13 protein-coding genes are annotated in these 13,757 nt (G+C 62.1%); 7 read left to right on the top strand and 6 right to left on the bottom strand.

What is annotated here, in order from left to right; genetic code table 11:
- Positions 1 to 153 precede the first annotated feature (153 nt).
- Positions 154 to 915: a FadR/GntR family transcriptional regulator gene (locus IFT47_RS22980; protein WP_192174265.1), complete on the bottom strand. Its 762-nt coding sequence runs from the start codon at positions 913 to 915 to the stop codon at positions 154 to 156.
- A gap of 244 nt (positions 916 to 1,159) precedes the next feature.
- On the opposite strand from IFT47_RS22980, the gene IFT47_RS22985 reads away from it, so the two are divergent.
- From IFT47_RS22985 to IFT47_RS23015, 7 genes are all read left to right on the top strand, one after another.
- On the top strand, positions 1,160 to 1,900 hold the full coding sequence (locus IFT47_RS22985; RefSeq protein ID WP_133771737.1) for an SDR family oxidoreductase: 741 nt from the start codon (positions 1,160 to 1,162) through the stop codon (positions 1,898 to 1,900).
- Between the two features lie 65 nt (positions 1,901 to 1,965).
- The gene (locus IFT47_RS22990; RefSeq protein WP_192174266.1) at positions 1,966 to 2,811 is read left to right on the top strand and encodes a fumarylacetoacetate hydrolase family protein; all 846 of its coding nucleotides are present in this window, start codon (positions 1,966 to 1,968) and stop codon (positions 2,809 to 2,811) included.
- Positions 2,812 to 3,002: 191 nt separating this feature from the next.
- On the top strand, positions 3,003 to 4,280 hold the full coding sequence (locus IFT47_RS22995) for an L-fuconate dehydratase (RefSeq protein ID WP_192174267.1): 1,278 nt from the start codon (positions 3,003 to 3,005) through the stop codon (positions 4,278 to 4,280).
- A 164-nt stretch (positions 4,281 to 4,444) separates the two neighbouring features.
- Positions 4,445 to 5,326, top strand: a complete 882-nt coding sequence (locus tag IFT47_RS23000) for an amidohydrolase family protein (RefSeq protein WP_192174268.1) — start codon at positions 4,445 to 4,447, stop codon at positions 5,324 to 5,326.
- On the top strand, positions 5,323 to 6,099 hold the full coding sequence (locus IFT47_RS23005) for an SDR family oxidoreductase (protein ID WP_192174269.1): 777 nt from the start codon (positions 5,323 to 5,325) through the stop codon (positions 6,097 to 6,099). Before IFT47_RS23000 ends, IFT47_RS23005 begins: the two co-directional genes overlap by 4 nt.
- Before the next feature lie 10 nt (positions 6,100 to 6,109).
- Entirely contained in the window at positions 6,110 to 6,472 is a 363-nt protein-coding gene (locus IFT47_RS23010) for an L-rhamnose mutarotase (protein WP_192174270.1), read from the top strand.
- 192 nt (positions 6,473 to 6,664) lie between these two features.
- Entirely contained in the window at positions 6,665 to 7,897 is a 1,233-nt protein-coding gene (locus IFT47_RS23015; protein ID WP_192174271.1) for a sugar MFS transporter, read from the top strand.
- A gap of 70 nt (positions 7,898 to 7,967) precedes the next feature.
- On the opposite strand, the gene fhuF is transcribed toward IFT47_RS23015, so the two are convergent.
- The 5 genes from fhuF to IFT47_RS23040 form a co-directional block, all read right to left on the bottom strand.
- Positions 7,968 to 8,681, bottom strand: coding sequence for a siderophore-iron reductase FhuF (fhuF, locus tag IFT47_RS23020; RefSeq protein ID WP_192174272.1), 714 nt, complete (start codon positions 8,679 to 8,681; stop codon positions 7,968 to 7,970).
- 42 nt (positions 8,682 to 8,723) lie between these two features.
- On the bottom strand, positions 8,724 to 9,557 hold the full coding sequence (locus IFT47_RS23025) for a N(5)-hydroxyornithine transformylase PvdF (protein ID WP_192174273.1): 834 nt from the start codon (positions 9,555 to 9,557) through the stop codon (positions 8,724 to 8,726).
- 11 nt (positions 9,558 to 9,568) lie between these two features.
- On the bottom strand, positions 9,569 to 10,561 hold the full coding sequence (locus IFT47_RS23030; RefSeq protein ID WP_192174274.1) for a TauD/TfdA family dioxygenase: 993 nt from the start codon (positions 10,559 to 10,561) through the stop codon (positions 9,569 to 9,571).
- 34 nt (positions 10,562 to 10,595) lie between these two features.
- Complete coding sequence (locus IFT47_RS23035) at positions 10,596 to 10,796, bottom strand: MbtH family protein (protein WP_065986085.1); 201 nt, start codon at positions 10,794 to 10,796, stop codon at positions 10,596 to 10,598.
- A gap of 689 nt (positions 10,797 to 11,485) precedes the next feature.
- Positions 11,486 to 13,684 carry a TonB-dependent siderophore receptor gene (locus IFT47_RS23040; protein ID WP_192174275.1) on the bottom strand — a complete coding sequence of 733 codons (2,199 nt, stop codon included), beginning with the start codon at positions 13,682 to 13,684 and terminating at the stop codon, positions 11,486 to 11,488.
- Between the last annotated feature and the right edge of the window lie 73 nt (positions 13,685 to 13,757).

Here is a 13,757-nt window from a genome sequence, read left to right on the forward strand (position 1 = left end):
AGTCATACAGAGGACCTGTGGGAGTGAGCTTGCTCACGAAAGCGCCGGTCCAGCCACTGCATCTTTATCGGCTGGAAGCCAGCATTCGCGAGCAAGCTCGCTCCCACAAGTTCTCCGTTAACAGCGACATCTGCTGTGTTCCCGCTTTACGAGCTAAACCCCGCCGCGGCTAAAGATACGGATGACTTCATCCAGATGCCCCGCCATCGCCTGTCTCGCAGCGTCTGCATCTCGATTTTGCAGGGCGTCGAGGATCAGGCGGTGTTCGTGTTCGGAGCGGAACGGCATGTCGTCGGAGGTGTAGTGCGCCTGCAAACGCTGGAACATGCTGCCGTACTGATGCCCGAGCAGGTGTTTGATCATCAGCCCATAGGCCGGATTGCCGGAGGCCTGGGCGATGCGGATGTGGAACAGGCGATCGCCGGGGTGGGTGTGGGAATGCTCGCGGTTGTCGCGGGCGTTGCGTTCGAAGGCCTCGCGGATGGCTTCAAGTTCTTCATCGCTGGCGCTTTGAGCTGCCAGCGCCGCCGCTTCCGGTTCAATCAACCGCCGCGCCTGGAGCAAGGCAAACGGCGGAATCTCCGCGCTGAAATCCACCTCGATGCCCAGCTCCGGATCGACGTCTTTCCACTGATCGCGGGTGACCTGGGTCATCACCGGTTCATCGGACAGCTTCTGCACGGGCGGCTCACAGACCAGCACGCCATTGCCCACGCGCACATCCACCAGCCCGATCACCTCAAGGGCAATCATCGCCTCGCGCACCGACGCCCTGCTCACCCCCAGCATCTTGGCCAATTCACGTTCGGCCGGCAGGCGGCTGCCCGGTGGAAATTCGCCGCTGTCGATCAGCGCGCGGAGCTGATCGGCGATCTGGCGATAAAGTCTCTGGTTATCAATTACTTGGATTGGCATCGGGAATCGGCTCGGAATTTTACAGCGCACTGGATCGAAAAATGACCTTGTTGCAGTCCATGACTAGTGCTAAAAACAGGACCAATGGCCTGACCATTGGAGCGCTGCAGTGAGCGGAGCATAGCAAAACCCGTCGGGGTTCGGCGTGCTTCAAATCTCATGACGCGCTGCACGGTTCGATCAGCAGACCTCGACGGCAGCATGGCCAGTCAGGTCGTCTCAACAATAAAAACAAGGGATCAACATGGACCTCACCGGTAAGCGAGTGCTCATCACGGCCGCCGCCCAGGGCATCGGTCAAGCCAGCGTGGAGGCTTATCTCAAGGCCGGCGCGGAAGTCTTCGCCGTGGACATCAACGGCGCAGCGCTGGATCACCTGCAGGGCGTGCACAAGCGTGTGCTCGACGTCACCGATCACGCTGCCATCGAACGACTGGCCGCCGAAGTGGGCGCGCTGGACGTGCTGTTCAACTGCGCGGGCGTGGTGCACAGCGGCAACATCCTCGAATGCTCCGACGACGACTGGCGCTTCGCCTTCGATCTCAACGTCACCGCGATGTACAAGATGATCCGAGCGTTCTTGCCGGCCATGCTGGCCAACGGTGGCGGCTCGATCATCAATATGTCGTCGGTGGCCTCGGCCATCAAGGGCGTGCCCAACCGCTTCGCCTACTGCGCCAGCAAGGCCGCCGTGATCGGCATCACCCGTTCGGTCGCTGCCGACTTCGTCGGGCAGAACATTCGCTGCAACTGCATTTGCCCCGGCACCGTGGAATCCCCTTCCTTGCGTCAGCGGGTGGCTGATCAGGCGGCGCGCGAGGGACGCGAAGAGGCCGAGGTGTACGCGGCATTTGAAGCGCGCCAGCCCATGGGGCGCCTGGGCACCCCCGAGGAAATCGCCCAACTGGCGCTGTACCTTGGCTCGTCGGCCAGCGGCTTTACCACCGGCACGGCGCAGATCATCGATGGCGGCTGGAGCAACTGAGCCTGTTCACGACCTTCACCAATACCCACACCGAATTCTGATCACTCACCATTAGAGGACACCCCATGAAATTGCTGCGTTACGGCGAACCCGGTCAAGAACGCCCTGGCCTGCTGGACAGCGACGGCCGCATTCGCGATCTGACCGATCTCATCGGCGACCTGTCGGGCACCGCCCTGAGCCCGGAAAGCATCGCGCATCTGCAATCCCAGGACATCAACAGCCTCCCGCTGGTTGAAGGCAATCCCCGCCTCGGCCCGTGCGTGGGCAAGATCGGCAAGTTCATCTGCATCGGCCTGAACTACGCCGACCACGCCGCTGAAACCGGTGCGGACATTCCGAAAGAACCGATCATTTTCAACAAGTGGACCAGCGCCATCGTCGGCCCCAACGACAACGTGGAAATCCCGCGCAACTCGAAGAAGACCGACTGGGAAGTCGAGCTGGGCGTGGTGATCGGCAAGGGCGGTCGCTACATCGACGAAGCCGATGCCCTGGAGCACGTGGCGGGCTATTGCGTGATCAACGACGTGTCCGAGCGGGAATTCCAGATCGAGCGCGGCGGCACCTGGGACAAGGGCAAGGGCTGCGACACTTTCGGCCCGATCGGTCCGTGGCTGGTGACCCGCGATGAAATCGCCGACCCGCACCAGCTCAACCTGTGGCTGGAAGTCGACGGGAAGCGCTATCAGAACGGCAACACGCGCACGATGATTTTCCAGATCCCCGAGCTGGTGAGCTACCTGAGCCAGTTCATGAGCCTGCAACCGGGCGACGTGATTTCCACCGGTACACCGCCGGGTGTGGGCCTGGGCATCAAGCCGGAGCCGGTGTTCCTGCGCGCCGGCCAGACCATGCGTCTGGGTATTGAAGGGCTGGGTGAACAGCAGCAGCTGACGGTCGACGCCTGATGCAGCAAACACCATTCCTGTGGGAGCGAGCTTGCTCGCGAAGAGGCCAGTGCATTCCCTGCATATTCATCAGGAGTAAAGGCTTCGCGAGCAAGCTCGCTCCCACAGGTTCTGCATGCACTTGAGATCAGTGTTTTCCTCAGTTTTTCCAATACGCCGCGCTGCCCATAACAATGCCAAAGGGACCCGCCATGACCACCATCACCGCCTTGCGCGTTGAAGACATCCGTTTCCCCACGTCGCAATTCCTCGACGGCTCGGACGCGATGAACCCGGACCCCGACTACTCGGCGGCCTACGTCATTCTCGAGACCGATCACCCCACCCTGCAGGGCCACGGTCTGACCTTCACCATCGGCCGCGGCAACGAGATCTGCTGCGCCGCGATCAACGCTCTGGCGGGCGTGATGGTCGGGCTGAAGCTGGAATGGATCGCCGAAGACATGGGCCGTTTCTGGCGTCACGTCACCAGCGACAGCCAGTTGCGCTGGATCGGCCCTGACAAGGGCGCGATTCACCTGGCGACTGGCGCCGTGGTCAATGCGACGTGGGATTTGTGGGCCAAGTCCGAGGGCAAGCCGGTGTGGCAACTGGTGGCGGAAATGACCCCGGCGCAACTGGTGCGCTGCATCGATTTTCGCTACATCACCGACTGCCTCACCCCGGACGAAGCCCTGACCCTGCTGACCGAGCGCGCCGAGGGCAAAGCACAACGGTTGCGGACGCTGCTTGCCGACGGTTACCCCTGCTACACCACCTCGGCGGGCTGGCTCGGCTACCCCGACGACAAGCTACGCCGGCTGTGTCAGGAAGCGGTCGACGGCGGTTTTTCCCACATCAAACTCAAGGTTGGCCGCGACCTGCAGGACGACATCCGCCGGGTGCGCATCGCCCGGGAAGTGCTGGGGCCGGATCGTCATCTGATGATCGACGCCAATCAGGTCTGGGAGGTCGGCGAGGCCATCGACTGGGTCCGCGAGCTGGCGTTCGCCAAACCGTGGTTCATTGAAGAACCGACCAGCCCGGACGACGTCGAAGGCCATCGCACGATTCGTCTTGGCGTGCACCCGGTGAAGGTGGCGACGGGCGAGATGTGCCAGAACCGCATCGTCTTCAAGCAACTGATCATGCGTGGCGCCATCGACGTGGTGCAGATCGACGCCTGCCGCCTCGGCGGGGTCAACGAGGTGCTGGCGGTGATGCTCATGGCCGCCAAATACCGGCTGCCGGTCTGCCCCCATGCTGGCGGCGTCGGGTTGTGCGAGTACGTGCAGCACCTGTCGATGATCGACTTTCTGTGCATCGCCGGCACCCATGAAGGTCGGGTGGTGGAATACGTTGATCACCTGCATGAGCACTTTGAAGACCCGTGTGTGATTCGTGATGCGGCGTATTTGCCACCGGCCGCACCGGGGTTTTCGATTCAGATGAAAGCCGCCTCGCGGGCGCGGTATGCATACAAGGGCTGAGCACACTGCCGAACCCTTGTAGGAGCGCGCTTGGTCTGGGCGGCAACCGGACGAAATGGCCGGGACACCCGATGCAGGTGTGTCGTTTGTACCTAAGCCTTCGCGAGCAAGCTCACTCCTACAGTAATTGCGTGAGGCCATGAAACGGACGGAGTACAACAACAATGTCGTCCCGACACTCAAGCGTTCCGGCACCGCCCTTGCGGGTGGATGCCCATCAGCATTTCTGGACTTACGACGCCAGGGATTACCCCTGGATTGACCAGCGCCATGCTGCGTTGCAACGGGATTTTCTGCCGGGCGATTTAAAACCTCTGCTCGATCGGCATGGCATCGATGGCTGCGTCGCGGTGCAGGCGCGGCACAGTGTCGACGAGACGGACGCACTTCTGACCCATGCGGCCGAGCATCCGTGGATCTTCGGCGTGGTCGGCTGGGCGGACCTGCGGGCGGATGGTGTCGACGAGCAATTGGCACGCTGGGCGGACGCGGAAAAACTGGTCGGCCTGCGTCACTTGGTACAGGACGAACCGGCGCCGTCGCTGTTCCTCCAGGACCCGGCGTTGGCCCGGGGTATGCGGCAGCTGCAAACCCTCGGGCTGACTTACGACGTGCTGATAAAAGACAAAGACCTCCACGCCGCCACCGACTTCTGCCAACGCCACGACCGGCATCACCTGATCCTTGATCACCTCGGCAAACCGGATCTGTCCCTTGAAGACCCCATCGCCTGGGCCGATCGCCTTGCCCCGTTGGCCGCCCTGCCCCACGTGGCCTGCAAACTGTCGGGGCTGATTACCGAAGCCGACTGGCAACGCTGGCGACCGGTGGAACTGCTGCCGTATTTCTATCTGGCGCTGGAATTGTTCGGGCCGCAACGACTGATGTTCGGCTCCGACTGGCCGGTCTGTCTGGTGGCGGGCAATTACAGCGACGTCCACCAGTTGTTCGAAACCGCCATCAGCTCGCTCTCCGTCGATGAGCAAAACGCGCTGCGCGGCGGCACCGCCATTCGCCTGTACGGCCTGCAAGGAAACTGCCCATGAATCTGCACCTGCAAGACAAGGTCATCATCGTCACCGGCGGCGGCTCGGGGATTGGCGCCGCGATCTCACTGGGGCTGGCCGAAGAAGGCGCGGTCCCGGTGATCTTCGCCAATCAGCCGTTGCCTGCTGAATGGGCCGCCGAGCTGGACAGACGCCAGCCGCAGACCCTGTTCGTCCAGGTCGAGCTGCGTGACGAGGCCGAATGTGCGGCGGCGGTGAGCAAGGTGCTGGAGCGCTTTGGCCGCATCGACGGGCTGGTCAACAACGCCGGGGTCAACGACAACGTCGGGCTGGAGGCCGGTCGCAGCGCGTTCATCGAGTCGCTGGAGAAGAACCTCATTCACTACTACGTCATGGCCCATCTGTGCGTCGACGCGCTGAAAGCCAGCAAGGGCGCCATCGTCAACATCGGTTCGAAGACTGCACTCACCGGCCAGGGCGGCACCAGCGGCTACACCGCCTCGAAAGGCGCGCAACTGTCGCTGACCCGGGAATGGGCGGCGTCTTTGCTGAGCGATGGCGTGAGGGTGAACGCGGTGATTCCGGCTGAAGTGATGACGCCGCTGTACGAGCGCTGGATTTCCAGCTTCGACGACCCTGACGCGAAGCTGGCGAAGATCGTCGAGAAAATCCCCCTCGGCCAGCGCATGACCACGCCGACGGAGATTGCCGACAGCGTGCTGTTTCTGCTGTCCCCGCGAGCGTCCCACACCACCGGGCAGTGGCTGGTGGTGGACGGCGGCTATACGCATCTGGATCGGGCACTGACATGAGCGCGCTGACATGAATACCGGGAGGGTTGCGCAGCGTTTTTGTCTGGCCCTGGACATGGCTGATGACGACGCGTTGATCGCCGAGTATGAGCAACTGCACCGGCGCATCTGGCCGGAGATTGCCGAACACCTGCGCAGTCAGGCCGTCTTGGACATGCAGATCTGGCGACTGGGCACGCGGCTGTTCATGGTCATGGACACCGCCCCGGGCTTCAGCGCCGACGCGATGGACCAGGCGTCGGCGGCCAACCCCAAGGTGCAGGAATGGGAGGCGTTGATGTGGCGGTTTCAGAGACCGACGCCGTGGACGGATCCGGGGAATAAGTGGCAGCCCATGGCGCAGATTTTTAGCCTGTCGGATCAGCCGCCTTGAAGCGTTTCAATTGTGGGAGCGAGCTTGCTCGCGAAGGGGCCGAAACACCCCCTACATCTTTAGCGCCTGAAACGCCGTCTTCGTGAGCAAGCTCACTCCCACAGGTATGCGTGCAAGGCGTCGATCCCTGCACAACCGAACATCCGCTTCGTCACGCTTCACGCTTGAACAACAACAAAAAAGGAGAGCGTTATGTTGACCAAACACAGCAAAGTCCAGACCCCGGTGTACCAACGCGCTGCGCCGTCGGTGCGGGTGGCGTTGATGCTGGTGACCAGCCTGTTTTTCCTCTGGGGCCTGTCGTACGGGCTGCTCGATGTGCTGAACAAGCACTTTCAGGAAACGCTGCACGTCAGCAAGGCCCAGTCGGGTTTGCTGCAGGCGGCGTACTTCGGCGCGTATTTCATCATCGCCCTGCCCGCCGGCTTTCTGATGGACCGCTTCGGCTACAAGGCCGGGATTCTGCTGGGCCTGTGCCTGTACGCCACCGGCGCGTTGCTGTTCATGCCAGCGGCCAATGCGGCGAGCTTCCCGTTCTTCCTGTTTGCGCTGTTCGTCATCGCCCTGGGGCTGGGTTGTCTGGAGACGGCGGCCAATCCCTACGCCACCGTGCTCGGCGATCCGAATGGTGCGGAGCGTCGGCTCAACCTGGCGCAGTCGTTCAATGGCCTCGGCCAGTTCGTCGGACCGCTGTTGGGTGGCGCGCTGTTCTTCGGCGGCAGCAACGCCAGCAGTGACAACAGCTCGCTGCAAACCACCTACGTGGTCATCGCGGTGATCGTTCTACTGGTGGCGGCGCTGTTCGCCCGCACGCCGATGCCCGATCTGCGCGAGCAGGAATCGAGCATCCAGCGCCATGACAACAAGACCCTCTGGCAGCACCGGGAATTCGTCGGCGGCGTGGTCACGCAGTTTTTCTACGTGGCGGCGCAGGTCGGCGTGGGCGCGTTTTTCATCAATTACGTGACCGAACACTGGGCGAGCATGACCAGCCAGAGCGCCGCGTACCTGCTGTCGGTGGCGATGATCTGCTTCATGTGCGGACGTTTCTTCAGCACCTGGTTGATGGGGCGTATCCCGGCGCAGCGGCTGCTGATGGTCTACGCGTGGATCAACGTCGCGCTGTGCGCGGTGGTGGTCAGCGGCGTGGAAAGCGTGTCGGTGGTGGCGCTGGTGGCGGTGTTCTTCTTCATGTCGATCATGTTCCCGACCATCTTCGCCATGGGCGTGAAAAACCTCGGCCCCCACACCAAACGCGGCAGCTCGTTCCTGATCATGGCCATCGTCGGCGGCGCGCTGATGCCGTATTTCATGGGGCTGGTGGCGGATCATTTCTCCACGGCACTGGCGTACCTGCTGCCGCTGGGATGTTTTGTGGTGGTGGCGTTTTATGGGCGCAGCGGGTTGCGCGGGCGGGAGGCGTGATCTCGTTTTTGCGGCGTGGCGAGTGACGCCTTCCCGGCTAAAGCCGGTCCCACAGTTTGTAGGCGGTCAGTCAGGACAGCGGGCAGTTGGCGCAGTAGTCGAGGCCGTTTACACGGTAACGGATGCAGCACACCCGGCGTTGGCGCTTCAGTTCGTCTTGCCCTTCGACCTTGATGTAGCGCACGGGCTGGTAGAGCGGATTGCGGCGTCCGTCGGGGAGATGTCGGGCGTTGAGCAGGTGGTGGCCGTGACTCACATCCGCATGGGGCATCGCGTTTTCGAGCATACCCAACAGCCACTCGAAATAGTTGCCGGCGTTGCTCCACAGCACTTTTGGCGAAAGTCGAAAATGCCGCGCGAGGGCATCAATGAACGGTCTGAGGTGCTGCTCCAGCAAGTCATCGAAACGCTCGAAAGCATCGGCCGGACACGGCATCCATCGCTGCCCCGGGGCAGGCAACTTGAACGCGACAGGCAACCCGGCCTCGTCGAGGATCAGTTCCAACTGATCGAGGTGCAGCGGCAGGCGATGGTTTAGTATCAGCGAGGCCGCGACCACCGGCGGAATCAGTTTGATGAAGTAATACTTGCTCCAGATCGACGCCAGCCCGCGAGGGTCGCTGTCGGGGTAGGCGCTGGCGAATCGCGTGAGGACATCGTTCAGGTAGTCGCCGGTGAGAAAGGTGCGCATAGGCACGCCGACGCGGGGATCGTCCGGCAGCACGAGCGCGTCGCGGTAATGCTCGAAATCGGCGATGAACAGCGGCGCCAGCGCAGGAATCATGGCCCGATTCGCTGTGCTGGCCACCTGTTCATAGGGATGCGATCAATGAGACCGCTGCCGCGCCAGCACCCATAACCCCTGCTCCAGCGCGGGAAACAGGCTGTTGTTGAAGTTGTTCCAGCGCAGTTCGAGGATGGTGTCGTCCGGCGCGACGGGGGTGTCGAGCACGTCGAACACCACCTCACCGGAATCGATGCCGGTGTCGACGTAATGGAACGACGCGCCGGTCATGTTCACCACCGGCGTGTCGACCATCTCCCGCGTGGTCCAGTCGACCACTTTCTTGCCCCGGGCGCCGTACAGCGCGTCGAGGGTGGCGTAGGCGCCGCGCCGCTCGTAGGGCGATTCCAGACGCGTGATGCCCGGGTGCACGTTGAAGATACGCCGATGGAAGTCAGCCCCTTCGCGCACCAGTTCATCAAGGATCACCAGCAGCCCGTCGAGCACAACAACGTCGGCGCCCAGCGCGTGCAGCCGCTCGCCGAGACGTCGCTCGAAATCCGACTTGCCGGCCGGCCGTGCGCTGTCGCCCAGGGGCAAGGCGCGGTAGCTCGACGGCACGTTTTCCAGCAGGTCATCGACCTTGCGCCCCTGCACCGTCAGGCCCGCCGGGTAGAACCAGTGGGCGCCCTGCCCCGGCTTGAAGCCGTAGTCCTTGATGCTCTCGCGGTCCCGTGCGGACTCGGGGTTTTCGTCGTAAATGATCGCTTCCAGGGAGTAATGGTCGCCGAGGGCGGTGTCGTTGAGCGCCTTGACCAGGTACTCCAGCGGCGAGGTCATGTAGCGCTGCTCGCCGTGGTAATCGACGTATTGACCGGCCTTGTCCGCCGCGGCGTTACGCAGCGACCAGACGTAAACAAGCTTGGTTTTCTGCATGAATATCGGACTCAGGAAATGGTGTGCAGGGTGTTGCCGCTGACGCCTTCAGCCATGGCGACCACGACTTTTCGTTCGCCGCTGAACGGCTTGCGCGAGTGCGCCGTGAGCATGTTGTCGAGCATCAGCACGTCGCCGGTCTGCCACGGGAAGACCACTTCGCACTCGCTCAGCACGCCGCGAATTTCCGCCAGCGCATCGGCCTCCAGCGGGCTGCCGTCGCCGTAGTAGACGTTGCGCGGCAGGCCTTCTTCGCCGACGGTGTCGAGAAGGATTTCCTGCATCTCCTCGTCCAGGTTCGACAGGTGAAACAGGTGCGCCTGATTGAACCAGACCCAATCCTTGGTGCGCGGATGCTGGGCGACGCCTTGCACCAGTTGTCGTGTGCGCAGGTCGCCGTCCTCGTTCCAGTCGCACTGGATGCCACGGGGGCGACAGTAGTCTTCGACGTCGCTGTGGCGCTCGGTGTTGAAGACCTGTTGCCAGGTCAGGTCCAGGCCGTTGCCGTAGTTGCGCACGTACATCAGGCGCTTTTCTTCAAAGCGTTTGCGCAGCGCCGGACTGATGCGCTGGAACACCCGGCGGCTGTCGGCAATCGGCGTCTCGCCTCCGCTGACGGCGGCTTTGGCGCAGTAGAAAAAGATGCGCATGGGCCATTCGGTGGTGTAGGCCTGTTCGTTGTGCAGCGGGATCGAGCGGTGCGCCGGGTATTCGGTGGAGGTGTAGACGCCTTTGCCATCGACCTGGCTGCGCGGGGTGGAGCCGAATTCGTAGTTGAGCAGCGGGTGGCCGAAGGAGGCGGCGAACTGCTGGAAGCCTTCGACGTCTTCGCTGGAGAAGCCGCTGAAGAGGATGGCGCCGTCGCGCTCAAGCGAGTGGTCGACGACGCTGCGCAGGGCGTCGAATTCGGCGGCCAGGGAGACGCCGGTCTGGCCTGGCTGGACGCGCAGGGGAAAGCCGGCTTCGAGGCGCAGGCGTTCGGGGGTGAGCATGCGCATGTTCATGGGCGTTACGCTCCTGAGGCTGAAGGGGGTGGGTTCAGGCCATGGCCTTGCGCAGGCTGAGGGGGCGCATGTCGGTCCAGACGCTTTCGATGTGGTTGAGGCAGGTCTGTTTGTCGCCTTCGACGCCGACGCTTTTCCAGCCGTCCGGGATGGCTTTGTAGTCGGGCCAGATGGAGTACTGTTCTTCGTGGTTGATGACGACCCGGAACTGTGTGTTTTCGCTGTCGAAGCTCATGTGTAATCCCTCGTAGTGTTGGAACGGCGCAGGTAAGCGCGCCTTACCTGAAAGACGAACGAGGCGGCTAAGTGGTTAGTCTTTTTTGGTGAAAAATGTAAAAGCGGATCAAGGGCAGATCGAGGGCAGAGCAAATGCTGAGGACCTGTGGGAGTGAGCTTGCTCACGAAGGGGTCGGTACATCCACCGACTATCTGGTGTTTGGAATGCAGCATTCGCGAGCAAGCTCGCTCCCACAGGATGGGGTGCGATCAGCAAAAATTGCTGGCGCCTGGGCTGGCCTCTTCCCGGCTGAAGCCGGTCCCACTAATCAGACCGCGCGCGCCTGTAGGACTGGCTTCAGCCGGGAAGCCGTTGCCGTTGCCGTTGCCGTTGCCGTTGCCGTTGCCGTTGCTTTTGATCTTCGTACACAGGAAGTCCAGACGACACCCATCGCGACTTGGGTGCAGGCTGAATGGAGGTTTCGCGGAGTGGGCCGAGCGGCATGGATGCCGCGAGAGCGCCGTCAGGACATGGATGTCCGTTCGGCGCGGGCCCACGGAGCGGGACCGGAGTGAAGGAACCCGACGAAGTCGGGCCCAACCAGGAGCAAGCACCTTTGGTTACTTGGGGTGCTTTTCCAAGTAACTCGCCGAAGGCGAAACGTCTGCCCCTAGGCAGACGCTCTTGATCTTCTCGAGCCTGGCGCGTTACCAGCGGAACGCCACAGTCCCGAGCACGGTCCGCTCTTCGCCCCAATAACACCGACCCGCGTTATTGCAGCCGCTCACATACTCCTTATCGAACAGATTCTTCGCATTCACATCCACCGACCAATGCTTATCGATGTCATACCCCACCAACGCATCCACCAGCGTCACATCACCCGTCTTCAACTTCCCGTACAACGACGGCCTGGTATACGCGAACGTATTATCGAAATAACGCACCCCGCCACCCACACGGAAACCGCTCATCGGACCGTCGAGGAAGCGATACGTCGCCCACGTACTCGCCTGATTACGCGGTATGCCGGTCAACTGATGATCCTCGTACAACGAACCCGGACTGTCCTTCGTCACCCGCGCATCGGTGTAGGTGTACGACGCCGTCAGGCTCAGGTTCTTGGTCACATCGCTGTTGACCTCAAGCTCCACACCCTTCGACTCGCTCTTGCCGATCTGACGGCTGTACCCGTTCGAACCGGAAATCACGTCGTGGGTCTTGGTCAGGTCAAACACCGCCGCGCTGAACGTTGTGTTCCAGCCAGCCGGCTCGTACTTCAGACCCATCTCGTACTGCTCGCTGAGAATCGGATCGAGCAACTCGCCGTTCGGTTGCGACGACTGCTGCACTGGCGTGAACGCCGTCGAGTAACTCACGTACGGCGAAATGCCGTTCTCGAACTGGTACATCAAGCCGGTCTGCCAGCTGAAACGATGGTCCCAGCCGTCCAGGTCTGCGGCGCCACTGGCGGTTCCGGCGCGGTTGCGGTACTGGCTGTTGACGAAGTCCTGGCGACCGCCCAACAGATATATCCAGTTGTTGTACTTGCTCTGCAGCTGGCCGTAAACGCCGTACATCTGCTGGTCCAGTTGCGAGTTCTGCGCTGTAACGAGCATCCGTGGAGTGCCCGACGGAAACACCGGACTAAAGGCGTTGTAGGTACCGCCGTTACCGATCGCCCAGTCTTGGTTGTAAGAGGTGCGGTCGTAGCTTGCGCCCAGCAGCACGGTGTTTTCCAGTGCGCCGGAGGTGAAGTGGCCTTCGAACTGGTTGTCCAGCGAGTAGGTGATCGACTTGTTGTCGCGGTCGTAGGCTTGGCTGCTCAGCGTGCTACCGAAGCCAGAATTACTTAGGTCACCTGGCCAGGTCTCGTGACGGTCCAGACGCGATTCCATGAAGCGCGAGTTCTGGCGGAACTGCCAGGTGTCGTTGAGCTGGTGCTTGAACTCGTAACCCAGGGTCCAGGTTTCGCGCTCGAAGTCGTCCCAGTTCGGGTTGCCGTTGAACTGGTCCTTGCCGATCTTGCCGTTGACGTTGTTCAGCAAGGTGCCCGCAGCGGGGTAGCCGAGCAGCAGCTTGGTGCGGTCGCGCTGGTAGGACGACAGCAGGGTCAGCGCGGTGTCTTCGTCGAAGTTGAAGGTCATCGACGGCGCGATGTAAATGCGGTCATCCGGTACCGAATCGACCTGGGTGTCGGCGTTGCGACCGAGCATGACCACGCGGCCGAGGATGCGGTTGTCGTCGGTCAGCGGGCCGGAGACGTCGAGGGACAGTTGCCGACGGTTGTTGCTGCCGTAGGTGAACTTGGCTTCGCCCTGGGCGGTTTCCGTCGGGCGTTTGCTGACCAGGTTGACCAGCCCGCCCGGCGCGTTTTCGCCGTAGAGGATCGAGCTCGGGCCGCGGAACACTTCGGTGCGTTCCAGGCCATAGGGTTCGGTGGTGGTGTCGTAGCGGTTGCCCTGCAGACGCAGGCCGTCCTTGAGCAGGCCGTAACCGTAGTCGGTGGCGTTGTAGCCGCGAATGGAGAACAGGTCGCCCGCGAGGCCGTCGCCGACGGCAAAGGGCGGGGCGAAGATGCCGGGGACGTAACCGAGGATGTCGGTCAGGCTTTGCGAGCCCTGATCCTGAATGCGCTGGCGTGTCACCACTGACACCGAGCGCGGGGTTTCTGACAGCGGTGTGCTGGTCTTGGTGCCCGCCGTGCTGTTTTTAACTTGATAGCCGACGGTTTCCTGCCCTTCAGGCGCTTCACCGCTGACCACCGAATTCTGCAGTTCGATAGTGGCGCCCTGCTCGGCCTTGGCCGGGGCATCCGCCGCCCATGCCGCGCCGTGACAGGCGACCGTTGCGACCAGCGCTGCCAAGGCATTGACCTTGAATTGACCCTTGTTATTGCTCGCCATCCGAACTCCCCCTCCCTTTAAAATCACACGGGGCAAAGCCCCAAAATTGACCACCAATGTCAAAAAAGCGTGA

This window comes from Pseudomonas sp. CFBP 13711 (assembly GCF_014842265.1).
In the GTDB taxonomy this organism is placed as follows: Bacteria; Pseudomonadota; Gammaproteobacteria; order Pseudomonadales; family Pseudomonadaceae; genus Aquipseudomonas.